At 73.8% G+C, this 26477-nt stretch carries 27 protein-coding genes and 2 pseudogenes; 13 read left to right on the forward strand and 16 right to left on the reverse strand.

Going from position 1 to position 26477, the window contains the following annotated elements:
- Positions 1-7 precede the first annotated feature (7 nt).
- Positions 8-949 (reverse strand): class A beta-lactamase, encoded by a 942-nt coding sequence (bla, locus tag IE124_RS19145; protein WP_189509030.1) that lies wholly within the window; start codon positions 947-949, stop codon positions 8-10.
- A gap of 131 nt (positions 950-1080) precedes the next feature.
- Here bla and IE124_RS19150 point away from each other — a divergent pair, with 131 nt between their 5' ends.
- Positions 1081-1581 (forward strand): SRPBCC family protein, encoded by a 501-nt coding sequence (locus IE124_RS19150; RefSeq protein WP_189509031.1) that lies wholly within the window; start codon positions 1081-1083, stop codon positions 1579-1581.
- Here IE124_RS19150 and cds1 read toward each other — a convergent pair.
- Positions 1541-2671 carry an L-cysteine desulfhydrase Cds1 gene (gene cds1 / locus IE124_RS19155; protein WP_189509032.1) on the reverse strand — a complete coding sequence of 377 codons (1131 nt, stop codon included), beginning with the start codon at positions 2669-2671 and terminating at the stop codon, positions 1541-1543. The two genes, IE124_RS19150 and cds1, sit on opposite strands and share 41 nt — an antisense overlap.
- A 172-nt stretch (positions 2672-2843) precedes the next feature.
- Here cds1 and IE124_RS19160 point away from each other — a divergent pair, with 172 nt between their 5' ends.
- Entirely contained in the window at positions 2844-3164 is a 321-nt protein-coding gene (locus IE124_RS19160; protein WP_189509033.1) for a hypothetical protein, read from the forward strand.
- A gap of 201 nt (positions 3165-3365) precedes the next feature.
- Positions 3366-3911, forward strand: coding sequence for an ATP-binding protein (locus IE124_RS19165; RefSeq protein ID WP_189509034.1), 546 nt, complete (start codon positions 3366-3368; stop codon positions 3909-3911).
- A 13-nt stretch (positions 3912-3924) separates the two neighbouring features.
- Here IE124_RS19165 and IE124_RS19170 read toward each other — a convergent pair.
- From IE124_RS19170 to IE124_RS19180, 3 genes and pseudogenes are all read right to left on the reverse strand, one after another.
- Positions 3925-4755, reverse strand: a pseudogene (locus IE124_RS19170) (FtsX-like permease family protein); the annotation flags it as partial.
- Positions 4752-4994, reverse strand: a pseudogene (locus tag IE124_RS34960) (ATP-binding cassette domain-containing protein); the annotation flags it as partial. The pseudogenes IE124_RS19170 and IE124_RS34960, both read right to left, overlap by 4 nt.
- Positions 4991-5278: an SHOCT domain-containing protein gene (locus IE124_RS19180; RefSeq protein WP_189509035.1), complete on the reverse strand. Its 288-nt coding sequence runs from the start codon at positions 5276-5278 to the stop codon at positions 4991-4993. The pseudogene IE124_RS34960 and the gene IE124_RS19180, both read right to left, overlap by 4 nt.
- Positions 5279-5435: 157 nt before the next feature.
- On the opposite strand from IE124_RS19180, the gene IE124_RS19185 reads away from it, so the two are divergent.
- Both IE124_RS19185 and IE124_RS19190 read left to right on the forward strand, forming a co-directional pair.
- Positions 5436-6020 (forward strand): TetR/AcrR family transcriptional regulator, encoded by a 585-nt coding sequence (locus IE124_RS19185; RefSeq protein ID WP_189509036.1) that lies wholly within the window; start codon positions 5436-5438, stop codon positions 6018-6020.
- Between the two features lie 35 nt (positions 6021-6055).
- On the forward strand, positions 6056-6643 hold the full coding sequence (locus IE124_RS19190; protein ID WP_189509037.1) for a DUF4865 family protein: 588 nt from the start codon (positions 6056-6058) through the stop codon (positions 6641-6643).
- A 43-nt stretch (positions 6644-6686) separates the two neighbouring features.
- Here IE124_RS19190 and IE124_RS19195 read toward each other — a convergent pair whose 3' ends face one another.
- The 3 genes from IE124_RS19195 to IE124_RS19205 all read right to left on the reverse strand — a co-directional run bounded on the left by IE124_RS19195 (position 6687) and on the right by IE124_RS19205 (position 9189).
- Entirely contained in the window at positions 6687-7457 is a 771-nt protein-coding gene (locus IE124_RS19195) for an SAM-dependent methyltransferase (protein ID WP_189509038.1), read from the reverse strand.
- Between the two features lie 69 nt (positions 7458-7526).
- Positions 7527-8234, reverse strand: coding sequence for a B3/B4 domain-containing protein (locus tag IE124_RS19200; protein WP_189509039.1), 708 nt, complete (start codon positions 8232-8234; stop codon positions 7527-7529).
- Between the two features lie 118 nt (positions 8235-8352).
- Positions 8353-9189, reverse strand: coding sequence for an EamA family transporter (locus IE124_RS19205; protein WP_189509040.1), 837 nt, complete (start codon positions 9187-9189; stop codon positions 8353-8355).
- A 132-nt stretch (positions 9190-9321) separates the two neighbouring features.
- Between IE124_RS19205 and IE124_RS19210 the strand changes: the two genes are divergently transcribed.
- Positions 9322-9897 (forward strand): helix-turn-helix domain-containing protein, encoded by a 576-nt coding sequence (locus IE124_RS19210; protein ID WP_189509041.1) that lies wholly within the window; start codon positions 9322-9324, stop codon positions 9895-9897.
- 189 nt (positions 9898-10086) lie between these two features.
- Here the strand turns inward: IE124_RS19210 and IE124_RS19215 are convergent, their stop codons facing one another.
- On the reverse strand, positions 10087-11313 hold the full coding sequence (locus tag IE124_RS19215; protein WP_189509042.1) for an ROK family protein: 1227 nt from the start codon (positions 11311-11313) through the stop codon (positions 10087-10089).
- A 114-nt stretch (positions 11314-11427) separates the two neighbouring features.
- Here IE124_RS19215 and IE124_RS19220 point away from each other — a divergent pair, with 114 nt between their 5' ends.
- Positions 11428-12669, forward strand: a complete 1242-nt coding sequence (locus tag IE124_RS19220; protein WP_189509043.1) for an MFS transporter — start codon at positions 11428-11430, stop codon at positions 12667-12669.
- 63 nt (positions 12670-12732) lie between these two features.
- A complete protein-coding gene (locus tag IE124_RS19225) occupies positions 12733-13491 on the forward strand; it encodes a maleylpyruvate isomerase family mycothiol-dependent enzyme (protein ID WP_189509196.1) in 759 nt (252 codons plus the stop codon).
- Positions 13492-13945: 454 nt separating this feature from the next.
- On the opposite strand, the gene IE124_RS19230 is transcribed toward IE124_RS19225, so the two are convergent.
- A complete protein-coding gene (locus IE124_RS19230; RefSeq protein WP_189509044.1) occupies positions 13946-14344 on the reverse strand; it encodes a MarR family winged helix-turn-helix transcriptional regulator in 399 nt (132 codons plus the stop codon).
- A gap of 87 nt (positions 14345-14431) precedes the next feature.
- Here IE124_RS19230 and IE124_RS19235 point away from each other — a divergent pair, with 87 nt between their 5' ends.
- Complete coding sequence (locus tag IE124_RS19235; protein WP_229832595.1) at positions 14432-16093, forward strand: MFS transporter; 1662 nt, start codon at positions 14432-14434, stop codon at positions 16091-16093.
- Positions 16094-16115: 22 nt separating this feature from the next.
- Here the strand turns inward: IE124_RS19235 and IE124_RS19240 are convergent, their stop codons facing one another.
- From IE124_RS19240 to IE124_RS19250, 3 genes are all read right to left on the reverse strand, one after another.
- Positions 16116-16781 (reverse strand): response regulator, encoded by a 666-nt coding sequence (locus tag IE124_RS19240; RefSeq protein ID WP_189509045.1) that lies wholly within the window; start codon positions 16779-16781, stop codon positions 16116-16118.
- The gene (locus tag IE124_RS19245; protein WP_189509046.1) at positions 16778-18004 is read right to left on the reverse strand and encodes a sensor histidine kinase; all 1227 of its coding nucleotides are present in this window, start codon (positions 18002-18004) and stop codon (positions 16778-16780) included. Before IE124_RS19245 ends, IE124_RS19240 begins: the two co-directional genes overlap by 4 nt.
- 117 nt (positions 18005-18121) lie before the next feature.
- Positions 18122-18817 (reverse strand): TetR/AcrR family transcriptional regulator, encoded by a 696-nt coding sequence (locus IE124_RS19250; protein ID WP_189509047.1) that lies wholly within the window; start codon positions 18815-18817, stop codon positions 18122-18124.
- Positions 18818-18957: 140 nt separating this feature from the next.
- On the opposite strand from IE124_RS19250, the gene IE124_RS19255 reads away from it, so the two are divergent.
- Complete coding sequence (locus tag IE124_RS19255) at positions 18958-19446, forward strand: nitroreductase family deazaflavin-dependent oxidoreductase (RefSeq protein ID WP_189509048.1); 489 nt, start codon at positions 18958-18960, stop codon at positions 19444-19446.
- Positions 19447-19519: 73 nt separating this feature from the next.
- Here IE124_RS19255 and IE124_RS19260 read toward each other — a convergent pair whose 3' ends face one another.
- Positions 19520-21208, reverse strand: coding sequence for a geranylgeranyl reductase family protein (locus IE124_RS19260; RefSeq protein ID WP_502266933.1), 1689 nt, complete (start codon positions 21206-21208; stop codon positions 19520-19522).
- 165 nt (positions 21209-21373) lie between these two features.
- On the opposite strand from IE124_RS19260, the gene IE124_RS19265 reads away from it, so the two are divergent.
- The 3 genes from IE124_RS19265 to IE124_RS19275 all read left to right on the forward strand — a co-directional run bounded on the left by IE124_RS19265 (position 21374) and on the right by IE124_RS19275 (position 24023).
- Positions 21374-22738 (forward strand): dipeptidase, encoded by a 1365-nt coding sequence (locus IE124_RS19265; RefSeq protein ID WP_189509049.1) that lies wholly within the window; start codon positions 21374-21376, stop codon positions 22736-22738.
- Positions 22739-22836: 98 nt separating this feature from the next.
- On the forward strand, positions 22837-23517 hold the full coding sequence (locus IE124_RS19270) for an MBL fold metallo-hydrolase (protein ID WP_189509050.1): 681 nt from the start codon (positions 22837-22839) through the stop codon (positions 23515-23517).
- 17 nt (positions 23518-23534) lie between these two features.
- A complete protein-coding gene (locus IE124_RS19275; protein WP_189509051.1) occupies positions 23535-24023 on the forward strand; it encodes a MarR family winged helix-turn-helix transcriptional regulator in 489 nt (162 codons plus the stop codon).
- Between the two features lie 173 nt (positions 24024-24196).
- On the opposite strand, the gene IE124_RS19280 is transcribed toward IE124_RS19275, so the two are convergent.
- Positions 24197-25264 carry an NUDIX hydrolase gene (locus IE124_RS19280; protein ID WP_189509052.1) on the reverse strand — a complete coding sequence of 356 codons (1068 nt, stop codon included), beginning with the start codon at positions 25262-25264 and terminating at the stop codon, positions 24197-24199.
- Positions 25265-25497: 233 nt separating this feature from the next.
- The gene (locus IE124_RS19285) at positions 25498-26469 is read right to left on the reverse strand and encodes an ROK family protein (RefSeq protein WP_189509053.1); all 972 of its coding nucleotides are present in this window, start codon (positions 26467-26469) and stop codon (positions 25498-25500) included.
- Positions 26470-26477: the final 8 nt, after the last annotated feature.

The raw sequence follows: 26477 nt of genomic DNA on the forward strand, positions 1-26477 counted from the left end.
ACAACCCCTAAGGGCGGAGTTCCGCCGCCAGCAGGGCCGCCGCCCTGGACACGAGCCGGTCGTCGGCCGCCGCGTCCTCCTCCGGCTTGGCCGTCGTGACGGCCAGCAGGACCGGGCCGCCGGTCGGCGGCCAGGCGATGCCCACGTCGTTGTTGCCGCCGTACCGCCCGCCGCCGGTCTTGTCGGCGAGGATCCAGTCGGCGGGCAGTCCCTTGCGGAACCGTTCGCCGCTGGTCGTGTTGGCGAGCATCCAGGCGGTCAGCCGCTCGCGATCCCGGGGCGCCAGCGCGTCGCCGAGGACGAGACGGCCGTAGGTCCGGCCGATGGCGCGCGGGCTGGTGACGTCGGTGGCGCGCCAGGGCTCGGCGGAGTTCAACTCGGGCTCCCAGCGGTCCAGTCGGGTGACGCCGTCCCCGATCGACCGGGCGAACCGGGTGACCGCCGTCGGCCCGCCCAGTTCACACAGCAGCAGGTTCGCGGCGGCGTTGTCGCTGTAGCGCATGGTCGCGTCGCAGAGCTCGGCGACGGTCATCCCGTCGGCGACGTTCTCCGGCAGCCCGGTCCTCGGCGAGTAGCCCGACCGCCTGACCAGCTCCTGCGTGTAGCGGACGCGCTTCGCCAGGAACGTGCCGTCGTGGTCGAGGTCGCGCAGGACGGCTGCGGCGGCGAGGGTCTTGAACACCGAGCACATCGGGAAGCGTTCGTCGGCGCGGTACGCCACCGTCCGGCCGGTGCGGACGTCGTGCGCGAACACGCCCAGCCGGGCGGAGTGCTCACCTTCCAGTTCCCGCAACCGGGTGGTGAGACGGTCACGGCCGCCGCCTCGGGCCGTCGAGGCGCGGGCGGTTCCCCCGAACAAGTGGACGGAGGCGAGCGCGGCGCCTGCACCGGCACCGGCACCGAGTGCGAGTGCGGTGCGGCGGGACGGGCTCGGTGCTGTGGCGGACAAGGTGGTTCCCCTTCCGGTCCGGGCGAGATGCCTGCGCAGGCCATCATGCGCGGAGGACGATGCCACCCTGTGCCATTGACATGCCGTCAGCTAGGGTTCACTTCCACATCCGCCCTGGGGAGGTACGGTCCATGGCACGCCGACTGAGGCCGGTGGAGCTCGACTTCACCGCAACCGCGCCCGTCCGTCTCGTCCACACGGCGACCCTGGCCGCACCACCGCCGGCGGTCTACCGGTCGCTGGCCGTCGAAGTGGGCAGCATGCCCTCGTGGTTCACCGCCGTCGCCTCCGCCGTCCCCACGGCCGACGGGGCGGGGCGGACCATACGACTGCGGGGCGGGATCGTCTTCGAGGAGACGATCCTCGCCACCGAGCCGGACACCCGGTACGGCTACCGGGTGGACCTCACGAACGCCCCCGGCGTCACGGCCCTGGCGGAGGAGTGGACCCTCTTCCCCGCCGGCCGGGGCACCCGCCTGCGGTGGACGATGGCCGTCGACGGTCCGACGCCGGTCCGGGTCGCGCTCCGGCTCGCCCGCCCCGGCCTCGGGCTGTCCTTCCGGGACGCGGCGCGCCGCCTGGACCGGCGGCTCACTCCGGCCAGACCCCCGTCGCCAGGAACCGCTCGATAGCGGCGCTGTACGGGGCGATGTCCAGGCCCTGGGCGGCCAGCCAGTCGTCGGAGTAGTACTTGTCGAGGTAGCGGTCGCCAGGATCGCAGATCAGGGTGACGACGCTGCCGGTGCGCTCCTGCCGGACCATCTCGGCAACGATCTTGAAGGCGCTCCACAGGCCGGTGCCGGTGGAGCCGCCCGCCTTGCGCCCGATGGCCGTCTCCAGGGCGCGGACGGCGGCGACGCTCGCGGCGTCGGGGACCTTCATCATGCGGTCGATCGCACCGGGCACGAAGCTCGGCTCCATGCGGGGGCGGCCGATGCCCTCGATGCGCGAGCCGCAGTCGGCGGTGGCGTCGGGGTCGTTGTGGGTCCACCCGTCGAAGAAGCAGGAGTTCTCCGGGTCGGCGACGCAGATCCGGGTGTCGTGCTGCATGTAGTGGACGTAGCGGGCGATGGTCGCCGAGGTGCCGCCGGTGCCCGCGGTCGCCACGATCCAGGCGGGCTCCGGATAGCGCTCCAACTTCAGCTGCTGGTAGATCGATTCGGCGATGTTGTTGTTGCCGCGCCAGTCCGTGGCCCGCTCCGCGTAGGTGAACTGGTCCATGTAGTGGCCGCCGGTGCGCGCGGCGAGGGCCGCGGACTCCTCGTACATCGTCCGCGAGTCGTCGACGAAGTGACACTCGCCGCCGTGGAACTCGATGAGCCGGCACTTCTCGGGGCTGGTCGTGCGGGGCATGACGGCGATGAAGGGGACGCCGATGAGCTTCGCGAAGTACGCCTCGGAGACGGCGGTCGACCCGCTGGAGGCCTCGATGACGGGCTTGCCCGGCCGGATCCAGCCGTTGCAGAGCCCGTAGAGGAAGAGGGAGCGGGCGAGCCGGTGCTTGAGGCTGCCGGTGGGGTGGGTCGACTCGTCCTTGAGGTAGAGGTCGATGCCCCACTTCTCGGGGAGCGGGAAGCGCAGCAGATGGGTGTCGGCGGAGCGGTTGGCGTCGGCGTGGACCTTGCGGACGGCTTCCTTCAGCCAGGCCCGGTAGGCCGCATCGCTGCGGTCGACGTCCACGGTCGCCGGCGCGGCGGTCACGCTCTTCTCGGTGGTGCTCATCCGTCCCACTCCTCGTTCACTGCCACTGCTTCGCGCTGCCGACAATACCCCTCCCACCTGGGCAAACGTTCCCTTTGACGTTCCATAGGCATCCCTTGTGGGGAGGCTACTGGTGCGGTTGCGGGCCACCCGGCACACTGGTAGCGGCAACCGGGTGAAAGGGGCGGACGGCATGGCGGAACCCGAGTTCAGCGCGAGGGGTGTACGGATCGCACGCTGGCCCCGCTCCCTGACGCGTGCGGGAGAGGTGCGGATCGAGGACGGCCGGCTCGCGCTCCTCACGAGCTACGGCAGCGAGATCGACAGCGCGCCGGTGACCGCCGTACGGGCCGGGCGGCCGTGGTTCGCCAAGGCCGACGAGACGGTCGCGACGGTGAACGGGACCCGGTACCGGCTGACCCTGCACCACGGTGACGGCGCCGGCCGCCAAGGGGGCGAGGCCGCGGAGTCGGGGCGCTTCCTCGCGGCGCTGAAGCGGGCCGCCGGGCGCTGACCTGCCACGGCTCGCCGCGAGTTGCGGGGCGGTCACCGCTGGTCCAGGCTGGTACCACCTCACCGAGGGTTCACTGGTGGTGACGTCACGCTACGACCACCGCCACGGTGTACCGGTATACCTCTGTACCGCAGTGCCGCAGTACCGCATGTGAGATCCGAATCTTCGTCTTCTTCCGGACTACTTCGGGGAGTCGCAGCCGTGATCAGCGAGCCGAGCAGGTATTACGCGGTGGAGCTCCATGCCCTGCCGTCGCGGATCGGTCAGGTCCGCAAGATTGTCTCCGCGCAACTGCGCCAGTGGCATCTCGACGCCTTGATCGACCATGCCGTGCTCGGGGTCACCGAGCTGCTGACCAATGTCCACCGGCACGCACAGCCGGACAAGCGGTGCACGGTCGAGATCGAGCTGCTGCTCGACCGGCTGACCGTGTCGGTCAGGGACCACGATCCGCGAATACCGCGGGCCACCCCCCTGGACGAGGTCGACGACGGTCACGAAGACGGGTCCGACGACGTCGAAGTGCTCGCGACCTCCGGCCGTGGCCTCGCCATCGTCGGCGCGGTCAGCGACAGTTGGGGCGTCCGGCCGTGCGGCGACGACGGCAAGGTCGTGTGGTTCACCCTCTCGGCGCCACCGTCCGCCCCACCGGTCGAGGAGCGCGTACGCATCGTGCACCTCCCCCCGACCGAGCGCGCGTACACGGAGTACGAGCCGTTCCCGGTCCTCGCCGGCCACGCGGGCTGAATCCCGTCGGGGTTCACTCCTGGGCGACGGCCCGGAGGATCTCCAGACGGGCCGCGCGGCGCGCCGGACGCCAGGCCGCCGCGACGCCCGCCACCAGGCCGACCAGCGTCACGGCGGCCAACGGCAGCGCCGGTACGGCGAAGGCGAGCGCGCTGTCGCCCGATCCCTCCGAGGCGCGCACGAGCACCCAGCCGAGGAAGCCGCCGAGGGCGAGCCCGCCGAGCGTGCCGAAGGCGGCGACCAGGACGGACTCCCAGCGGACCATGGCCCGCAGTTGGGCGCGAGTCTGTCCGACGGCCCTCAACAGGCCCAGTTCGCGGGTCCGTTCGTGGACGGCGAGGGTCAGGGTGTTCGCGATGCCGAGCAGCGCGATCAGGACCGCGAGCGCGAGGAGCGCGTAGACGAGGGTGAGCATCATGTCGATGCCGCCCGCCGAGGCCTCCGCGTACTCGTCGCGGGTCTGCACCTCCGGCCCGCCGAACCGGTCCGCGACCGCGGTCACGGCCGCCTTCCCGTCCCCCGCGGACACGCCGTCGGCGAAGGCGACGGCGACCAGACGGTCGGCGTCCTGGGTGCGGTGCGGGGCCCAGGCCTCCCGGGTGACGAGGTAGTCGCCGGCGAGGTCCGCGCGCTCGTAGACCGCCCGGACGGTGAAGGTCCCCCGGGTGCCGTCCGTGAAGGTCAGTTCGGCCGTCCGTCCGGGAGCCGGACCGGAGGCGGCGGCCTCCTCGGCGGCGACGGCGAGCCCGTCCGTACCGAGTCCGCCGAGGGAGCCCCGTAGCTCTCCCAGGTCGAGCGTGCGGGCGAGCGCGGCCGGGTCGGTGACGGTCAGCGCGCGGCCCCGGCGGCGCGGTGCAGGAGCGTGGACTTGCCCGAGCCCGAGGGGCCCATGACGGCGGTAAAGCGGCCGGCCGGGAAGCCGACGCTCACCCCGTCGAGGGCCCTGACTTCGGTGCCGCCGCGTCCGTAGACCTTGACGGCTTCCAGCACCCGGGCGGCGTCGGCCTGCCCGGCTGGGGAGTGGGTGGCGGGGGCGTGGGTGACGGGGGCGTGGGTGACGGGGGCGTGGCCGACGGTGGTCATGCCCGGCGCTCCTTGCCGGTCGCGGCGCGGCCGAACTGTTCCTCCAGGACGGTGAGCCGGCGCCAGTACTCGTCCTCGTCGATCTCCCCGGCGGCGAACCGGTGGCCGAGCAGGGCGATCGGCGAGTGCTCGTCGGGGCGGCCGTCCCGGTACGGGCGTCCGCCTCGTCCCGGGCGCCATCCGGCGCGGCGGGCGAGGGTGAAGAGCCCGGCGACGACGACGGCCCAGACCAGGGGGAAGAGCAGGATCCAGGGGCCGGGGCCCGCGTGGGCGAGTGTGTTCATCAGGGTTCAGCTCCTCGGTGCGCGGTGGTGGTGTGTCCGTGGTTCGAGACTCGCCCCGGGAGGGGGTCCGGGTCGTCGTACGGGCAGCGGCTTCGCGCGTACGCCGGGGGGAGTACGGCGGGCGGTCGACGGGGCCTACCGTTCTGTACCTACTGGTATGTACAGTGCGGTCATGAGCACCCCGAAGACCACGCCCGAGCGGCTCGTCGAGGCCACCCGCGAGCTGCTGTGGGAGCGCGGCTACGTGGGCACCAGCCCCAAGGCCGTCCAGCAGGCGGCGGGCGCGGGTCAGGGCAGCATGTACCACCACTTCGCCGGGAAGCAGGAACTGGCGCTCGCGGCGATCCGGCGTACGGCCGAGGAGATGGGTGCGGCAGCCGAGGCAGTGCTGGGCGGCGAGGGCTCGGCGTACGCCCGGATCGAGGCGTACCTGCTGCGCGAGCGCGAGGTCCTGCGCGGCTGCCCGGTGGGGCGGCTGACCATGGACCCGGAGGTGATCGCGGACCCGGAACTGCGCGCCCCCGTCGAGGAGGTGCTCGGCCGGCTGCGCGGCAGGCTCGCCGGGGTGGTCCAGGAGGGCCTGGACAGCGGTGAGTTGAGGGGTTCTCTCGATCCCGAGGAGATCGCGGCGGCCGTCCTGGCGACCGTGCAGGGAGGTTACGTCCTGGCCCGCGCCACGGGCTCACGGGCGCCGTTCGACAGCGCCGTACGCGGTCTGCTGTCGCTGCTCACCGCCGGCTGATCCCCCTGCCCCCGAAAAGTCCGAAAGGTCGTTCCATGCACGCGATGCAGTACGAGATCACCCTGCCCGCCGACTACGACATGGGGATCATCCACGAGCGGGTCGCGACGCGGGGCCATCTCCTCGACGCTTTCCCCGGGCTCGGGCTGAAGGCCTATCTGGTCCGGGAGCGGGAGGCCGGTTCGCCGGTCAACCAGTACGCGCCGTTCTACCTCTGGGCCACCCCCGAGGGCATGAACAGCTTCCTCTGGGGGCCGGGGTTCCAGGGCATCGTGGACGACTTCGGCCGGCCGGTGGTGCAGCACTGGACGGGCCTGTCGTACGAGGAGGGGCCGGCGTCCGCGTCGGCTCCGGCCGCCGCGACGCGCCGCAGGACCACGCTCGGCGAGGGGGTGCCGCCGGGCGAGGCCGTGGCGGAGGCGGTGGACCGGCACGCGCGCGAAGCGCGTCGGGAGGGTGTGGTCGCCTCGGCCCTGGCCGTGGATCCGCGCCACTGGGAGCTGCTCGCCTTCACCTTGTGGGCCGACGCGGAAGCGCCGGCAGACGAGGGCGAGCGCTTCCGGGTCCTGCACCTCTCGGCCCCGGGTCGCGGAGCGCTGGGGGTCGGAGGACGCCGGTGGTGACGCGGCCTCGGGCCACGGCGACGTCTCAGGCCACGGTGACGCCTCAGGCCACCGCGACGAGGGTGAGGTACGCGATGCCGAGGACCCGGCGGTAGCCGTTCAGCCAGGTCGACCGCTGCCGGTCGACGCGCTCGCGGGTCTCGGCGGCGAGCGGGTGGTCGGGGTGGGCGGCGAGCCAGACCTCGGTGTCGTACCGGTAGCCGGACTCGAAGTCCTCCCACTCGTCGGCGCTCGCCGTCTCGATCCACACGGGCCGGAAGCCCGCCTCGATCGCGAGGTCCACGAGGGCGCCGAGGGAGACGTGGTCGCCGAGATGCGCGCCGGGCCACATGGCGGCCAGCTCCTCGTCCGTCGGAGTGCGCTCCCAGAAGCCCTCGCCGAGCACGACCCGGCCTCCCGGCCGGACGAGTCGGCGCAGTTCGCGGAGGACCGCGGCGGGGTCGTAGGGCTGCTCGGGGTCGCAGAGCGCCTGGCTCGACCCGAGACAGAGGACGGCGTCGACGGGGCCCCGGTCGGTGCCGAGCGCCGACTCCTCGACGAAGAGCACGCGCTCGGCGAGACCGCGCTCCTCGGCGAGCGCGCGGCCGCGGGCCAGGTCCTCGGCGTTGATGTCGATCCCGATGCCCTTGGCACCCGGGGCGTCGGCCAGGGCGCGGAGGAGCAGCTCGCCCCAGCCGCAGCCGATGTCGAGGACGTCCGCGGGAGCCTCGGCGGCGAGTCTCCCGATCATGCGGGTGGCGCGGGCCTCGGAGAGGGGCCCGTGGAAGGTGAGGCTGCCGAGGCGCGGGGGAAGACCGGATTCGGAGATGTCCATGAGGCGGAACGCTACGTCGTACGGCCCACACCGCCCACGGGTTTTCGCCCCGCGGGGCGGGGACGACGGTCAGACGGCGGTTTCGGGGCGCGCCGGTCCGAGGTAGTGCGCGGTGCTGTGCTCGCAGTGCGGCCCGAGGAGGGTGCGCAGTTCGTCCGCCGCGGTCCTGAGCAGGTGCCCGTCGCGGGTGGCGGCGACGGTCTCCAGGAGGAAGGCGACGTGGGTGGACTTCTCCGTGACGCGGGTGCGGTGGGCGTCGCGGTGGTTCCAGTGCCGGGTGAGCACGCCGGTGGTGTCGGTGTAGACGACCTCGCCGGGCTTGGGGTGCTCGACGGTGTCGGCCGCGCCGAGGGGCGTGAAGGTCTCGGTGCCGTCGGCGTGGCGGATCTCGACGTCGCCGGTGACGTGGTCGAGGTCGAAGGCGCCGGCGGGCAGGCCGTGGCGCACGGAGACCGTGTTGTACGAGTCGACGGCCGGGTTGATGCGCGGCAGGGCGCCCGTCTTGGCCATGCGGCGGCCCAGGGCGTCGACGCTGGGCCGGATCCGGCGGGGGTTGGTACCGAAGGCGCGGTAGGCGGTGTGCCATGCCTCGATGCGCGGGTCGCTCTCGTCGGCGGGCCGCCAGACGCCGTCGGCGAGCTGCTGCTCCAGGTCCTGGAGAGCGGCTGTGGTGGCGGGCCAGGGCTCGTGGCCCCGCAGGCCGGTGGCGGTGACGATGACGACGAGGGTGTCGGGGAAGGCCTCGGCGACGGCGGGGCCGATGCGGAAGGTGGTCATCGGGGGTCCGTTCGGTGAAGGCGGCCGAGGGGCCGCGAGGTCAGTCAGGTCAATGAGGTCAGTAGTCGGGGGTCGGCAGTCGGGCGGTCAGCGGTCGGGCGGTCGGCAGTCGGCGAGGTCAGGTGAGGGCGAGGAGGCTGACGGCGACGGCGGCGGTGCCCAGGCCGATCAGCTGACCGCGGTGGACGCGCTCGGCGAGGACGCCGCGGGCGAGCAGGACGGTGCCGGCCGGGTACAGGGCGGTGATCACGGCGACGACGGCGAGGTCGCCGTCGCGGGCGGCGAGCAGGAACAGCAGATTGGCCAGGGAGTCCAGCACGCCGGCCGCCGAGGCCATCGCGTAGGCGGGCTTCTCCGGGCCCAGCCGCCGGTACATCAGCCCGGCCGTGGCGAGGGTGACCGCGGAGGAGACGGCGCGGCCGATGATCAGCGGGCCGACGCCGCTGTCCGCCGGCGCCTGGTGCAGGAAGACCAGCTGCAGGGCGATGGCGGCCCCGGCTCCGAGGGCCAGCAGCAGCGCGGTGCGCGAGGGGCGGGCGGTCTTCGCTCCGTGGCCGGCGCTGACCAGGACCACGGCCGCCAACGCCAGCGGCAGGCCGATCAGCCCGGTGAGCCCCAGGTGCTCGCCCTGGAGGAGGCCCACGCCGACCGGCAGCATCGCCGAGACCAGGGCGGTGACCGGGGAGAGGACGTTCATCGGGCCGATCGCGAGCGTGCGGTAGAGCAGGGCGAACGCGGCGGCGGAGGCGACGCCCGACGCCGCGCCCCAGGCGAGGGTCGCGGGGGCGAAGGAGGCGCCGAGGAAGGGCCACAGCAGCAGCTCGACGGTGAGCGACGCCGGGGCGGCGATCATGACGGTGCGCAGGACGTGGGCCTTACGGGCGCCGAGGCCCTCGAGGAAGTCGGCGCAGCCGTAGGCCAGGGAGCTGCCCAGGGCCAGCAGCAGAGCGATCACGGGTAACCCTTACTATGAGCGGAACGACCACACGGTACAACGCACCGACCGCAAGTCGTCAACCGAACGACCGCGTGGTGCATTGCACCGACCTGGCGGTGAAGTCGACGGAATCGACGAAGGGACGAAGCGATGGCCGAGACCGAGGCGGCGCTGCGGACGCTCGCGCACAACGTCCGCGCGGCACGCACCCGCGCCGGACTCTCCCTGGACGAACTCGGCCGTCGCGCCAAGGTCAGCAAGGGCGCCCTGGTCGGCCTGGAAAAGGCCCAGGGCAACCCGAACTTCGCCACCCTGGTCCGCCTCGCCGACACCCTCGGCGTCTCGGTGTCCGCGCTGATGGAGGGTCCCCCCGAAGGCCGCGTCCGGGTCGTGACCGCCGATTCCGTCACGCCCCTGTGGACCGGGGAGCAGGGCGGCGAGGCGCGACTCATGCTGACCACCTCCGGACCGGCCCCGGTGGAGGTCTGGCGCTGGAGGCTCGAACCCGGCGAGGAGTACCCCAGCCACCCCCACCAGGGGGGCGTCGTGGAAACCGTCAGCGTCACCGCCGGGCGGATGGTGCTCGTCGTCGACGGCGCCGAGCATCCCGTCGAGGCCGGGCAGACCGCCACCTTCGACGCGGACGCCCCGCACACCTATCGCGGCTCGGGCTCCGGGACCTGCCACCTGATCATGACCGTCCACCTGCCCCCGGGGCCGGCGTAGCGGCACGCACAGGAGACGCCTTCCGGGCCCTGAGTCATGCCGGGCCCCGCACACCACGCCTGCCGGGCCCTGCACCCCGTGCCGGGGCTCGCGAACCTTCCGGACCCCACACGCCGTCCGGGCCACCCCGCACGCCTTTCCGGACCCCACACGCCGTCCGGGCCACCCCGCACGCCTTGCGGGCCACGCTCAGACGGACTCCCGGCCGAGGGCGGCCAGCGGGTCGTCGAGCACCGGCTGCCAGGCCAGTTCGGCGGCGCCCACCAGGCTGTTGTGGTCGAGGGTGCACGGCAGGATCGGCACGCCTCCGCTGCGGCCCCACAGGCTGCGGTCGGCGACGACCGCGCGGAGACGCTCGGGGTCGGCGTCGAGGAGCTCGCGATGGAGCCCGCCGAGGATGATCCGGTCCGGGTTCAGGATGTTCACCAGACCCGCGAGGCCGAGGCCGAGACGGTCGATCAGCTCCCCGACGGCCACCCGGACCCCCGGGTCGTCCCGGCTGGTCCGCAGCAGGTCGCGGGCCTGCTGGAGCAGGGAGATCTCGGGTCCGGGGTCCCGGCCCGCGACCGTGAGGAAGGCGAGCGGGTCGGTCTCGACGTCGAGGCAGCCGCGGCTTCCGCAGTGGCAGGGGCGCCCCTCCGGATTGACCGTCAGATGACCGACCTCCAGGGCGAGGCCCGCGCTGCCCGTGTGCAGGCGTCCGTCGAGGACGAGCGCGCCGCCGACGCCGCGGTGGCCGGTGGCCACGCAGAGGAGGTCGCGGGCGCCGCGCCCGGCGCCGTGGCGGTGCTCGGCGAGGGCGGCGAGGTTGACGTCGTTGCCGGTGAAGGCGGGGCCCTCGATCCCGGCGGCCCGTACGCACTCGGCGAAGATCTCCCGGACCGGCGCACCGGCGGGCCAGGCCAGGTGGAGCGGGTTGAGCGCGGTGCCCTCGGGCTCGGCCACGGCGGAGGGGGCGGCGAGGCCGGCGCCGACGCAGCGGCGGCCGCTCTCGTGAAGCAGGGCGGCGCCCGCGTCGACGACGGCGCCGAGGACCTGGGCCGGGTCGGCGGAGACGGTGACGCAGCCGGGGGCCGTGGCGACGATGGTGCCGCCGAGGCCGACGAGCGCGGCCCGGAAGCCGTCCGCGTGCACCTGGGCGGCGAGGGCGACGGGGCCCTTCTCGTCGACGGCGAGCCGGTGGGAGGGACGCCCCTGCGAGCCGGCGGCGGCACCGGGGTTGGAGTCGACGCGGATGAGGCCGAGGGCCTCCAGCTCGGCGGCGACCGCACCGGCGGTGGCCCGGGTGACGCCGAGCTCGGCGGTGAGGACGGCCCGGGTCGGCGCCCTTCCGGTGTGCACCAGCTCCAGCGCGGGGCCGAGCGCGCTGCGCCCCCTGTCCAGCCGTGTCCGGGTCGTCGTCGCCTTGCCGTTCATGGGGGCGAGTCTCCCATGATCGGACCGTGGTGCGGCCCCGTACCCCACCGCTCCCCTGCCCGTACGCCGTCGGCGCAGTTGATTCCACGGGCGACCGACCCCTATCCTGAGTTTGTGCCGCTACTAAACAAAGTACGGACGGCCGTACCGGGGGGCTCCGGCGGAGACACCGCCACCCACTCCCTGTCCCGCCTCCGCTCCGCCCTGACCCTCTTCTTCGCCCTCGACGGCTTCCTGTTCGCCGGCTGGGTGGTCCGCATCCCCGCCGTCAAGCAGCAGACCGGCGCCTCGGCCGGCGACCTCGGTCTCGCGCTGCTCGGAGTGTCCGCGGGCGCCGTGATCACGATGACGCTGACGGGCCGGCTCTGCCGGCGCCACGGCTCCCACGCCGTCACGGTCGCCACCGCCGTACTCCTGTCGCTCTCGGTCGCCCTTCCGGCCCTCACCCGGTCCCCGCTCGCCCTTGGCCTCGTCCTGTTGGTCTTCGGCGCGGCGTACGGCGGGATCAACGTCGCCATGAACAGCGCGGCCGTGGACCTGGTGACCGCCCTGCGCCGCCCGGTGATGCCGAGCTTCCACGCCGCGTTCAGCCTCGGCGGCATGCTCGGCGCCGGTATCGGCGGACTCCTCGCCGGAAGCCTCTCCCCCACCACCCACCTCCTCGGCCTCACGGTCGTCGGCCTGGCCCTGACGGCCGCCGCCGGGCCCGTACTCCTGCGCCACCCCGCGCCCACGCTGCCCGAGACCCTCTCGGCGTCCTCCGGCGCCGGGAAGGCCCGGACGTCCGGGAAGCCGACGCGGGCCGCCCGCCGCACGGTCGTCGTCTTCGGCGTGATCGCACTCTGCACGGCATACGGCGAAGGGGCGCTGGCCGACTGGGGCGCACTGCACCTCGCACAGGACCTGGGCGCCCACCCGGGCGTGGCCGCGGCCGGATACTCCGTCTTCGCCCTGACCATGACCGCAGGCCGGCTCTCCGGCACGCTCCTCCTGGAACGCCTCGGCCAGACCCGCACCCTCGTCGCGGGCGGCGCCACGGCCGCCGCCGGCATGCTCCTCGGCGCGCTCGCGCCGACCGTCTGGGCCACGCTCCTCGGCTTCGCGGTGACCGGGCTCGGCCTCGCGAACATCTTCCCCGTCGCCGTCGCCCGCGCGGGCTCGATCGCCGGTCCCGGCGGCGTGGCGACGGCCTCCACGCTCGGTTACGGGGGCATGCTGCTCGGCCCGCCGTCCATCGGGTTCCTCGCCGACTGGTTCTCCTTGCCGGTGGCGCTCACCACCGTCGCGGTCCTCGCCGCCGGCGCCGCGGCGATGGGCTACTGGGCGCGGAACGCCGCTTCCGATCCGGCGAGTTGAGGAACCGGACGCATACGGCCTGCGAGAGTCCGCCCCATGGAAACGATCTACGGCGGCGGGACGATGGGGATCACGAAGCACATCGAGGCGCTGGAGACGGCCGGCCGGGCGCTCGCGGAGGCCGCGGGCGGGGCCGGGCCGGACGCGGAGGTCCCGACCTGCCCGGGGTGGCGGGTCCGGGACCTCCTCCGCCACACCACGACGGTGCACCGCTGGGCCACCACCCTCGTGGTCGAGGGCCGCACCTCCTACCACCCGGGCGACGGCGAACCGGCCCTCGACGGCGACGAGTTGCTCGCGTACTACCAGGAGGGCCACGCGGCCCTCGTCACCGCCCTGCGCGCGGCGCCTGAGACCCTGGAGTGCTGGACCTTCCTCCCGGCGCCCTCGCCGCTCGCCTTCTGGGCGCGGCGGCAGGCACACGAGACGATCGTGCACCGCGCGGACGCCGAGTCGGCGCTCGGGAGCGGGCCCGGCGCGGTCGATCCGGCGACGGCCGCCGACGGGATCGACGAGCTGCTGTGCGGCCTCCACGGCCGCGAGAAGAGCCGGGTGCGCACACCGGAGGAGCGGGTCCTGCGGGTACGGACGACGGATACCGGCGACCTCTGGAACGTACGCCTCTCGGCCGCGGAACCGCCCCGGGCGGAGCGGGGGACCCCCGCCACGGCGGGAGAGTGGGGGCCGGCGGACGCGGAGTTCACCGGGCCCGCCGACCGTCTGTACCTGGCCCTGTGGAACCGACTCCCCGCCGACGCCGTGACCGTGACCGGGGAGGAGGCGCTCGCCCGGCTGTGGCGGGAGAACTCGGCGGTCGTCTGACCCCCTTGACCCGCCTGACGACCCGCGGGCATCCGACCGGCCCGCCCGGCTCAGGTGACCCGCGGGCAGGCGTCCAGCCCGGCCGACGACCGGGTATCCGACCGGCCCGACCGGCTCCGGTGACCCGCGGGCGGCTCAGTCCGCCGACTGCTCCAGACGCGAGGGGCGGCCGCCGTTGATGCCCGCGACGAACGGGCGCATCGTGCGCTTGCCCGTCGTCCCGTCCTCGCCGCCCGTCTCCAGGAACCGCGAGAAGGTGGCCCTGATCTCGGCGGCCGGAACGTTCGGGGCCTTGCTCGAACGGACATTGCCGGTCCGTCCGGACGCGGGTGTCAGGAACGGACGCGGACGCGCGCGGGCGCGGGCGTCGGGAGCGGAAACGGGCGCGGGCGTCAGGAACGGACGCGGACGCGGGCGCGGGCGCGGGCGCGGGCGTCGGGAAGGGACGCGGGTGTCAGGAGCTGCGGTCCAGCATCCGGGTCAGGACATCGCGCTGGAGGGGCAGGACCTCGGCATGGCGCGCGAGCCCCTTCTCCGTGAGTTTCACCTGGACGCCGCGCCGGTCCTCGGCGCACATCCCCCGCAGGACGAGGCCGTCCTTCTCCAGGCGCGCGACCGTCCGGGACAGCGCACTCTGGCTGAGGTGGACCCGCCCGGCGAGCTCCTGGACACGCCAGGAGCCCGGGCCGTCCTCGGCCGCGCCTTCGGCGAGGACGTCGAGGACCTCGAAGTCGCTGGCGCCGAGCCCGAACGGATGGAGGGCCCGGTCGAGCTCGCAGGTCGTACGGGCGTGCAGGGCGAGGACGTCACGCCACTCGTCCACGAGCGCGCGTTCGGACTGGTTCGCTGCCATCCCCGCACGTTAGCAGAAACGACCCACTTTGTTGCACGGGAATTAAATGCACTCGCATTCAATGCATGTGCATGTACCGTGCTGCCCATGACCTCTCCGCTCACCGCCGCACCCACGGCCGCCACGCAGGAACGCTGGAGTCCGCGGCTCTGGGGCACCCTGCTCGTGCTCTGCGCCGCGATGTTCCTCGACGCCCTCGACGTCTCGATGGTCGGCGTCGCCCTGCCCTCGATCGCCACCGACCTCGGGCTGTCCACCGCCACGCTCCAGTGGATCGTCAGCGGCTACATCCTCGGCTACGGCGGCCTGCTGCTCCTCGGCGGTCGCGCGGCCGACCTCCTCGGCCGCCGGCGCGTCTTCCTCATCGCCCTCGCCGTCTTCGCGCTCGCCTCGCTCCTCGGCGGACTCGTCGACTCCGGCCCGCTCCTGATCGCCAGCCGGTTCATCAAGGGCCTCAGCGCCGCCTTCACCGCACCCGCGGGCCTGTCGATCATCACGACGACCTTCAAGGAGGGCCCCGAGCGCAACCGGGCCCTGTCGATCTACACCACCTGCGCCGCCACCGGCTTCTCCATGGGCCTGGTCCTGTCCGGACTGCTCACCGAGCTCAGCTGGCGCTGGACCATGCTCCTGCCCGCCCCGGTCGCCCTGATCGCCCTCGTCTTCGCGCTGCGCCTCATCCCGCACAGCCCCCGCGAGGACTCCTCCGGCGGCTACGACCTGCCGGGCGCCGTCACCGGCACGGCCGCGATGCTGCTGCTCGTCTTCACCGTCGTCCAGGCACCCGAGGTCGGCTGGACCTCCGCCCGGACCCTGCTGTCCTTCCTCGTCGCCGCCGCACTCCTCGTCACGTTCGTCCTGGTCGAACGGCGCAGCGCCTCCCCGCTCGTGCGGCTCGGAGTCCTTCGCTCGGGGTCCCAGGTCCGCGCCCAGCTCGGCGCGGCGGCGTTCTTCGGCTCGTACGTGGCCTTCCAGTTCATCGTGACCCAGTACATGCAGTCGCTGCTCGGCTGGTCCGCGCTCCAGACGGCGCTGGCCTTCCTCCCGGCCGGCGTGCTCGTGGCGCTCTCCTCCACGAAGATCGGCGCGGTCGTGGACCGCTTCGGCACCCCCCGGGTGATCGCCGTCGGATTCACGCTGCTCGTCGTCGCGTACGCGCTCTTCCTGCGGATCTCGCTGACCCCGCAGTACGCGGCCGTGATCCTGCCGTCGATGCTGCTCCTTGGCGCCGCCTGCGCCCTGGTCTTCCCCTCGCTCAACATCCAGGCCACCAACGGCGTGGACGACCGCGAGCAGGGCATGGTCTCGGGGCTGCTCAACACCTCGATCCAGGTCGGCGGCGCGCTCTTCCTCGCCGTCGTCACCGCCGTCATCACCGCGGACGGGGAGGCGTCGCCGTCCCCGCAGGCCACCCTCGACAGCTTCCGGCCGGGCCTCGCCGTGGTCGCGGTCATCGCCCTGGCCGGACTCCTGATCACCCTGCCGGGGCTCCGGAGGAAGCGGGCGGGCACCACGGAGTCGGTCGTCGTGGCGCGCTCGGCTCCCGCGGGCACCGAAGGAACGGCGAACACCGCGGGGTCGGCGGACACCGCGGGAGCCGCGGCTACCGCGCGATCCGCTCGCACCGCCGACTCCACGGGATCCACGAGCACCCCCGATTCCACGGGATCCACGGACACCCCTGATTCCACGGGATCCACGACCACGGACACCGCTGAATCCGTCGCCAAGGTCGCCGTACGCGACTGAGCCCGTCGCCGACTCCCCGGGATCAGCCCAGCCAGCCAGGCCGCACGAGGCCCGACTCGTAGGCCAGGACGACGAGTTGGGCCCGGTCCCGGGCGCCCAGCTTCACCATCGCACGGCTCACGTGCGTCTTCGCGGTGAGCGGGCTGACGACCAGCCGGCGGGCGATCTCCTCGTTCGAGAGGCCGATCCCCACGAGCGCCATCACCTCCCGCTCCCGATCGGTCAGGGCGCCCAGCCCGGCCGCGGCCGACGGGGGCTTGGAGCGGGCCGCGAACTCCTCGATCAGCCGCCGCGTCACCCCAGGGGAGAGCAGCGCGTCCCCGTGGACGACGGCCCGGACCGCCCGCAGCAGCTCCTCCGGCTCCGTGTCCTTCACGAGGAACCCGGAGGCGCCGGCGCGGATCGCCTCGAAGACGTACTCGTCGAGTTCGAAGGTGGTCAGCATCACGACCCGGACCTCGCCGAGGTCCGGGTCGTCCGTGATGCGCCGGGTGGCGTCGAGCCCGTCGAGCGCCGGCATCCGGATGTCCATGAGGACCACGTCGGGGCGCAGCGACCGCACCCGCTCGACGGCCTCGGCGCCGTCCGCGGCCTCCCCCGCCACCTCGATGTCCGGCTGGGCGTCGAGCAGCGCCCGGAAGCCTGCGCGGACCAGCGACTGGTCGTCGGCGAGCAGGACACGGATCACGAGGTCTCCTCGGTACGGAGCGGGAGTACGGCATGGACGCGGAAGCCTCCGTCCGGCCGGACGCCCGCCTCGATCGTGCCACCGAGGGCGGCGGCCCGCTCCCGCATTCCGGCAAGACCGTTGCCGCTCCCGCCGGCCTCGGTGCCGGTGGCCGGGCCGTCGTCGTCGACGCGCAGGTCGAGGCGGGCGGGGCCGTGCGCGATCTCCACCCGGGCGGTGCGGGAACCGGAGTGCCGCACCACGTTGGTGAGCGCCTCCTGCACGATCCGGAAGGCGGCGAGGTCGGCGCCGGGCGGCAGGGCGGTGGTGGGCGGGCCGCTCGCCGTGACGGTGACGGTCAGGCCCGCGGCGGCGGCCTGTTCGACGAGTTCGGGGAGGCGACCGAGGCCGGGGGCCGGGGCGCGCGGGGCGTCGCCGGGGGTACGGAGGGTGTCGAGGACCTGCCGCACCTCGCCGAGCGCCTCCTTGCTCGCGGCCTTGATGGTGGTCAGCGCGGTACGGGCCTGCTCGGGGTCGGCGTCGAGGAGGGCGAGACCGACCCCGGCCTGGACGTTGATCACGGAGATCGAGTGGGCGAGCACGTCGTGGAGTTCGCGGGCGATGCGGAGCCGCTCCTCGTCGGCGCGGCGCCGCTCGGCGGCGGCACGCTCGGCCCGCTGCTGTGCCCACTGCTCGCGCCGCACCCGTACGAGCTCGGAGGCGGCCAGCACGGCGACGGCGAAGGCACCGGCGGGCAGCTCCTGGCCCCAGGGCGCGGGGTCGTCGCCGGACGGGGGCAGCCAACGGTAGAGCCAGTGCGAGATCAGCAGATGCCCTGCCCACAGGAGGCCGAGGGCCCACCAGGCGGCGGTCCGGTGCCCGTGGACGACGGCGGCGAAGCAGGCGACGGCGACCAGGACGAAGACCGGTCCGTACGGGTAACCGGCCGCCAGATAGGCGAGGGTGACGCCGGCCACCCCGAACACCACGGGAACGGGCCACCGGTGACGGAACAGCAGCGCCGCCGCCCCGAGGAGCAGCAGGGCCCGCCCGAGAGCGTCGAGGGTCTCCCGGTCGTGCTGGTTCCGCGCGGCGAAGCCGGTCCCCGCCATCACGAACACGGCGATGACCAGCGTGGACCGCCACGGCAGCCCACCACCGGGGCCCCACTCCCCGGCCCACCGTCCCCACGGCACCCGGTCCGGGTCTCCGACACCGCGCCCGGCGGTCCGCTCCTCGTCCATGCCCGCCACGCTAGCCGCGCCCGCCTCGCGCGGACGTCACCCTGGCGGGGTGGTCGCCCCTACTCCCGGCGTAGTACGGGGGCGGCGTGCGCGGTCCGCGTACGGGAGGCGGCGCGCTCAGACGGGGGGCAGGAGGCCGATGTCCCGGCCCAGGCGGCGGGCGGCCGTCGCGAAGAAGGCGTCGCGGTCCTCGACGAGCCGGTGGAACTGGCCGAAGACCTCGAAGGAGACCATGCCGAAGAGCTGCGACCAGGCCGCGACCAACGCGGCGACGAGCTCCGGGGGGAGGTCCGGGGCCATGTCGGCGGTGATGCGGACGGCCTCGGGGCGCAGTACGTCGGGGAGCGGGGGGAGGGCGATGCCCTCGCCTCCGTGGGCCTCGCGGGCGATGCCGATGAGGACGAGACCGACGCGGGCGGCGGGGGCGTTGGTGTCCTGAGGTGCGGTGTAGCCGGGGACGGGTGAACCATAGATCAGGGCGTACTCGTGCGGGTGCGCGACGGCCCAGGCGCGGACGGCGCGGCAGACGGCGGTCCAGCGGTCCAGCGACCGCTCCCCGGCGGCCTCCCGGGCGGCGCTCTCGGCGGCGGCCCCGACGGCGTCGTAGGCGTCGACGATGAGGGCGGTCAGCAGGTCGTCGCGGCTGGGGAAGTACCGGTAGAGCGCGGAGGACACCATGCCCAGCTCGCGGGCGACGGCGCGCAAGGACAGTTTGGCGGCGCCTTCGGCGGCCAGCTGGGCGCGGGCCTCGGCCTTGATGGCGGCGGTGATCTCGACGCGTGCGCGGGCGCGGGCTCCTCTAACGGTTGTCATGCGGAGCAGTGTGCCATTCGCAGAGCACTGCCCCGAAACGAGAGCACTGCTCTTGCATGAGAGCGCTGCCCCATGCAGACTGGAGGCAAGCGAGAGCAGTGCTCACACTTTGCTCCCACCCGCTCCACAGGAGGAACCCCATGTCCGCTCAGCCCGCCGCCCCCGCCGCCCACGTCATGAAGCCCGGCTGGTTCACGGTCAACGTCCTCAACCGCGCCGTCGCGTGGATGACCCGCCGGGGCATCAGCGTGTGGGGATCCCGGGTCCTCGCGGTCCGCGGCCGTAAGAGCGGCGAATGGCGCCGCACCCCCGTCAACCTCCTGACGGTGGACGGCGCCCAGTACCTGGTGGCCCCGCGCGGCCACGTCCAGTGGACCCGCAACATGCGGGCCGCCGGCGGCGGACAGCTGCACCTCGGCAAGCGCGCGGAGGGCTTCACCGCCGTGGAGCTGGCCGACGACGACAAGCCCGCGCTGCTCCGCGCCTACCTCAAGCGCTGGAAGGCCGAGGTCGGCGTCTTCTTCGGCGGCATCGGCCCCGACTCCTCCGACGAGGAGCTCCGCGCCATCGCACCGAAGCACCCCGTCTTCCGCATCACGACGACGGGCCCCGCCGCCCCGGCCGTGTGAACCGGCCAGGGCAGCGGAGCCCGTACGCGTCGGCGGCGCCCATGGCACCGCCGGCCGTGCTGACTGCGAGACGTCAGACCTGCTCCGCGGCCTCCGAAGCGGAGGAGGACGCGGCCTGACCGTCCGTCTTGTCCCCGGGAGCAGCCGTCGGACCCGACTCCGGACCCGACGGACCCGACGGACCCGACTGCGGGACCGCCTGCGACACGGCCCCCGCCTCCGTCCCGGCCCCCGTCCCGGCCCCCGTCCCGGCCCCCGTCCCGGCCCCCGTCTCGGTCACCATCTCGGTCACGGTCTCCGCAGCCGTCACGGTCTCCGCCTCCGCCTCGTCGGACGCCCCGCGCTCGCGGGCGGTGACGCCCCGGCCGGCCGGGCCGACGCCGGAGGAGGTGTCCATCCGCTTGTCCAGGATCTCCAGCGCGCGCCGCGCCAGGCCGTTCGAGCGGACCATGCCGCCGAGCGTGGCGGAGCCGCGGGTGATGTCAGCGAAGGCGTTCCACGCGGGGCGGAAGCCCGTGATCGTGGCGTGCAGCAGCCCCGGACGCCGCTCGAAGAGCGCGAGCATCCGCCGCCCGACCGCCATCTCCACGCCGAGACCGGCCTTGATGGCGAACGCGTAGTTCAGGGCCTGTCGCCGCGCGTCGACCGCGTCGTTCGCCTCGGCGACCCGGACCGCCCACTCCCCCGCGAGCCGTCCCGAGCGGAGCGCGTACGAGATGCCCTCGCGCGTCCACGGCTCCAGGAGTCCGGCAGCGTCGCCGCAGACGAGGACCCGGCCGCGGGAGAGCGGCGAGTCGTCCGTGCGACAGCGCGTCAGGTGCCCGGAGGAGATCGTGGGCTCGAAGCCGGCGAGGCCGAGCCGGGCGACGAAGTCCTCCATGTACCGCTTGGTGGCGGCACCCTCGCCGCGCGCCGAGATGACGCCGACGGTCAGCGTGTCGCCCTTGGGGAAGACCCAGCCGTAACTGCCGGGCATCGGACCCCAGTCGATGAGGACGCGGCCCTTCCAGTCCTCGGCCACGGACGGCGGCACCGGGACCTCCGCCTCCAGGCCCAGGTCGACCTGCCCGAGCTTCACCCCGACGTGGGCTCCTATGCGGCTGGCGCTGCCGTCGGCACCGACGACCGCGCGCGCGAGGACGGTCTCGCCGTCGGCCAGGACGACGGCGACGGTCCGCCGGTCCGGCACGGACGGGCCGTGCTGCTCCACCCGGCTCACCGTGGCTCCGGTGCGCAGCTCGGCGCCCGCCTTCTGCGCGTGCTCGACGAGCTGCGCGTCGAACTCCGGCCGGTTGATGAGCCCGAAGAGCATCCGGCGCGAGCGCCGGGTACGGGCGAAGCGGCCGTCGAGGGAGAACGTGACGGCGTTCACCCGGTCCTGGAGGGGCAGTTCGAAGCCGGGCGGGAGGGAATCCCGGGAGGGGCCGATGATGCCGCCGCCGCAGGTCTTGTAGCGGGGCAGCTCCGACTTCTCCAGGAGCAGGACCCGGCGGCCCGCGACCGCCGCCGCGTAGGCCGCGGACGCGCCGGCCGGACCGGCGCCGACCACGACCACGTCCCACACCTCGGCCTGCTCGTCCGCGGCACCGCTGTCGGTGTCGGTGTCGGCGGCGACGGCCTCGACGGCGGTGTCGGGGACGGGACTGTCGGTGGCGGTGGCGATGTCGTCGGCGGCAGCTTCGCCGGCGGCGCCGAACTCGGCGGCGTCGTCAGCGTTGGCGGCGTTCTCGGGACCGGCGTTCTCTGCGTGCTCGCTGCTCACGATGTGCTTCTGCTCCTGATCCGACCGGTGGTCTGCTCTCGACGCATCCTACGGCTCGGTAGCCGGAGCCCCGCGCCGTAGGATCTACGGGGCGTTCGCCGTACCACGACATACGACGAACGCCCTCCCTTACGTCGTAACGTCGCACCCACCAGGAGCGTGCCCATGACCGCGAATCCGATCGCCGAGACCGTCAGGTCGCTGATGCCCCGGGCGAAGACCGAGCTCGCGGAGCTCGTGGCCTTCGAGTCGGTGGCGGACGAGGCCGTGGCGCCCCGCAGCGAGTGCGAGGCGGCGGCGAACTGGGTCGCTGACGCGCTGCGCGCCGAGGACTTCGAGGACGTGGCACTGCTCGACACGCCGGACGGTTCGCAGGCCGTGTACGGCATCCTGCCCGGCCCGGCCGGCGCGCCGACCGTCCTTCTCTACGCGCACTACGACGTGCAGCCGAAGCTGGACGAGGCCGCGTGGCTGACCCCGCCGTTCGAGCTGACCGAGCGGGACGGCCGCTGGTACGGGCGCGGCGCGGCCGACTGCAAGGGCGGCTTCATCCTCCACCTGCTCGCGCTGCGTGCCCTCAAGGCGAACGGCGGCGTCCCGGTGACGGTCAAGGTGATCGTGGAGGGGTCGGAGGAGCAGGGCACCGGCGGTCTGGAGCGGTACGCGGAGCAGCACCCCGAGGTGCTGACCGCCGACACGATCGTCATCGGCGACGCGGGCAACTTCCGCGTGGGTCTGCCGACGGTGACGGCGACGCTGCGCGGCATGACGATGATCCGGGTGCAGATCGACACCCTGGAGGGCAACCTGCACTCCGGTCAGTTCGGCGGCGCCGCGCCGGACGCGCTGGCAGCGCTGATCCGCGTCCTCGACTCGCTGCGCGGTCCCGACGGCTCGACCGTCATCGACGGCCTGCCGGGAGACAAGGCCTGGGAGGGCCTCCAGTACCCGGAGGACGACTTCCGCCAGGACGCCAAGGTCCTCTCGGGCGTGGACCTGCCGGGCGCCGGCACCGTCGCCGACCGGATCTGGGCGCGCCCGGCCGTGACCGTCGTCGGCATCGACTGCCACCCGGTCGCCGGGGCCACGCCGTCGATCCCCGCGTCGGCCCGCGCCCAGATCAGCCTGCGGGTGCCGCCCGGCCAGGACGCGGCCGAGGCGACGAAGCTGCTGTTCGCGCACATCGAGAAGCACACCCCGTGGAACGCCCGGGTGTCCCTGGAGCAGGTCGGCCAGGGCCAGGCCTTCCAGGCGGACACGTCGAGCCCGGCGTACGCGTCGATGGCCGACGCGATGAGGATCGCGTACCCCGGTCAGGAGATGCAGACGGCGGGCATGGGCGGCTCGATCCCGCTGTGCAACACGCTGGCCTCGCTGTACCCGGAGGCGGAGATCCTGCTGATCGGTCTGAGCGAGCCGGAGGCGCAGATCCACGCGCCCAACGAGTCGGTCTCTCCTGAGGAGCTGGAGCGGCTCTCGGTGGCCGAGGCGCACTTCCTCGTCAACTACGCCCGCTCGAAGCAGGTCTGACGGAACCGGCTCGGTCCGGTCCGGATTCAGCGCTCGGCGAAGCTCGCCGAGAGCGGACAAGCATGCGGCGGACCTGCGCGAATGCGTAGGTTCGCCGCATGGAAATCACCCAGGTCGCTCCTCGACTGCACCTCCTCGACTACTCCATAGGTCAGGCCTATCTCTGGCGGGACGAAGAGGAGTTGACTCTCATCGACGCCGGATGGGCGGGCTCGGCCGACGCCACGACGGAGGCGATCCGGGCCGCGGGCCTGGACCCTGACCGGCTGCAGCGGATCGTCCTGACCCACTGCCACGGGGACCATGTGGGCGGGGCCCAGGAGTTGGCGGACCGCCACGGCGCCGAGATCCTCGCCCACCGCCTGGACGCCCCGGTGATCCGGGGCGAGGCCCCGGTCCCGGAGCCCGACCTGCTGGACTGGGAACTCCCCCTGTACGAGCACGGGCTGACCGTGCCGGCGGCGCCGCCGACCCGGGTGGACCGGGAGGTGGAGGACGGCGAGGAGCTCGGTTTCGGCGACGGCGCGGTGGTGGTGCACACCCCGGGCCACACGCCCGGCTCGCTCGCGGTCCATCTCCCGAGCCACGGCGTGCTGTTCACGGGCGACACGGTGGCGTCGGTGCAGGGCGTGATGTTCGGCGTCTTCCACGTCGACCGCGATCAGGCCATGGAATCGATGCGCCGTCTCGCGAAGCTCGCTCCCTCGGTGCTGTGCTGCGGCCACGGAGCGCCGGTGACCGAGGGCACGGCGGCACGGTTCGCCGCCGCGGCCGGCTAGCGGAGAGGATGTCGATCATGGAATCCCTCGACTCTCCCTCCACCGACCAGGCGCCCGCCGACCCGGCGGCGAGCGACGACGCCCTCGCGAACCAGCCCATCGGCTATTGGAGCGGCCTCGCCCACACGGCCGTCACCCGGCACCTGCGGGACGCCATGGCCCGGATCGATGTCACACAGCCGCAGTACTGGGTGCTCAACCGTGTGAACGGCGGCCCCTCGGCGCCCGGCCGCGAGGAGGTCGTCGCCCAGCTGACGCCCCTCGCGGACGGGCCGCACGAGATCGGGCGCGTCGTCGACCAGTTGCTGCACCGCGGCTGGCTCCGGGCGGACGACGCCCGGCTCCTGTACCTCACCGATGAGGGCGAGGCCGCGCGCCTGCGGCTCCGCGCGCTGGTGACCGACCTGCGCGCCGAGGTGCACGAGGGCATCGGCGACGATGAGTACGTGGCCGCCCTCAAGGTCCTGCGCAGGATGGTCGCCAACGTCGGGGGCGGCCCCTCCTAGGTCCTGTCGTCAAACTCCCGTCGTCCGCCCGAAGGGCGGGCCCTGCGGCGTCAGGTGCGTGCTCTCGGCGTGCCGGGCGCGGGCCCGCGTACTGGATGTACGCGGGTCTGTGCCCGGTGCGGTGAGAGTGCGTGCATGGCGTCGCAGGGCAGGCGGGAGTTTGACGACAGGGCCTAGGGGGTGTCCGTCGCCACCTCGGGGGCGTCCCTCCCCACCGGGACCCCCGCCTCCAGGTTGAGCACCGTGCCGCGTTCGCGGGCGCGCAGGGCCCAGCGGAGGCGGTCGTAGCGGACGGGCGGCAGGAGGCCGGCGGCCTCCGCCTCGGTGACGAAGCGCCATTCGCGGAGCTCGGCGCCGGGGAGGCGGAGGCGCGCCGTGTCGTCGGCGCTGAGCGTGCCTCCGTCGAAGAGGAGGCGGAGGCCGCCGTACCCCGGGGGCTTGGGCCGCTCCCAGTCGACCAGCAACAGCTTCGGTACGGAGTCGAGTTCGAGCCCGATCTCCTCCGCGACCTCGCGCACTCCGGCGCGGGCCGGCGGTTCGCCCGGTTCGACGACTCCGCCGGGGAACTCCCAGCCGGGCTTGTACGTCGGGTCGACGAGCAGGAAGCGGTCGTCCTCGTCGAACAGCAGGACGCCCGCCGCCAGCGTCTCGCCGGTCGGTTCGGGCGTCTGGACGATTCCGCAGGTCGCGGCCCGGTCGGCCAGGACCGCGTCGGCGACGTTCCGGGCGACCTCGGCCACGGTGAGCGCAGAGGTGTCGACGGCGTACGCGTCCCCGGCCAGCCAGTCGAGCGCGGCGCGGTACGACGGGATGTGGCCGTGGCACCACTCCCGTACCCGCGCGTCGGCCTTGGGTTCGCCGTGCTCGGTCCGGCCGTCGATCCGCTGGCGCAGGATCGTTTCCTCCGGAGCGAGCAGCACATGGCGCACCTCGATCCGGCGGGCGGCCAGCGCGCCGAAGATCTCGTCCCGGTACTCCTGCCGGAGCAGGGTCATGGGGACGATCAGCACCCCGCCGACCTCGGCCAGCAGGGCGGCGGCGGTGTCGACGACCATGCGGCGCCAGATCGCCAGGTCCTGGTAGTCCTCGACTTCGGCGAGCCGCTTGGCCGGCAGCAGCCAGGTCATGGCCCCGCCGATGAGCTCCGGGTCGTACAACGTGCTGTGCGGGATCAGATCGACCAGTTCGCGCGCGGTACTCGACTTCCCCGCGCCGAACGCACCGTTGATCCAGACGATCACGATTCCCCCTCTTGGGTAGCCCCCAGTGGACTGCCCGCAACACCCTGCCACGAAAACCACGAACACATGTCCGGCAGATGTACGGGGGTGTGCGGGCAGCCCGGCAGGGTGGCGGGATCACGGAGGACCGGAGGAACCGGAGGACCGGAGCAACCGGAGCAACCGGAGGAACCGGAGGAATGGGAGGAAGCAGGGGACCCAAGGGATCCGAGGGACCGGAGGGACCGCGGCGGTCAGGAGCCGGGGTCGGACGACGCCCACGCCGCCGCGGCGGCGCCCAGGAGGCCGGCGTCCGTGCCCGTGGCGGCCGGGACCACCGTGAGGTTCCGTACGAAGGAGAGCGTCGCGTAGTCCCGGAGGCTGCGCCGCAGCGGCCCGAAGAGGACGTCGCCCGCGCCCGCCACCCCGCCGCCGACGACCGCGATGTCGACCTCGACGAGCGTCGCCGTGGCGGCGATCCCCGCCGCGAGCGCCTGCGCGGCCCGCTCGAAGGAGGCCACGGCCACCGGGTCACCGGCCCGGGCGGCGGCGGCCACCGCCGCCGCGGAGGCGTCGCCGTCGGGCCCCGGACGCCAGCCGTTCTCCAGGGCACGGCGGGCGATGTGCGGGCCGGCGGCGAGCCGTTCGACACAGCCGCGCCCGCCGCAGGCGCAGGAGTCGCCGTCCAGGTCCACGGAGATGTGGCCGAGGTGACCGGCGTTGCCGGTGGGTCCCGGGTGGAGCCGGCCGCCGAGGACGAGGCCGCCGCCGACGCCCGTGGAGACCACGAGGCAGAGGGCGTTGGCATGGCCGCGGGCGGCGCCGAGCCAGTGTTCGGCGGCGGTCATGGCCACCCCGTCGCCGACCAGCGTGACCGGGCGTCCGCCCGTCGCCCGGCGGACGCGCTCGACGAGCGGGAAGTCGCGCCAGCCGGGGACGTTCACGGGGCTGACGGTCCCCCGCGAGGCGTCGACGGGGCCTGCGCTGCCGATGCCGACGGCACCCGCCTCCTCCCACTGCGGGGCGGCGGCGAGCTCGTCGAGGACGGCCTCGACGGCCTTCATCACCGTCTCGCCGTCCTCCCGCGCGGGGGTGGGCCTCCGGGCCCGCACCAGGATCCGCCCCTCGCCGTCGACGAGCGCCCCGGCGATCTTGGTGCCACCGATGTCGAGCGCGACGACGGGCCCCGGCGAGGGGCGGGGGGCGGGGTCGGTGAGCGTGGACACGGATCCTC

It is taken from the genome of Streptomyces narbonensis (genome assembly GCF_014649015.1).
Taxonomy (GTDB): Bacteria; Actinomycetota; Actinomycetes; order Streptomycetales; family Streptomycetaceae; genus Streptomyces; species Streptomyces narbonensis.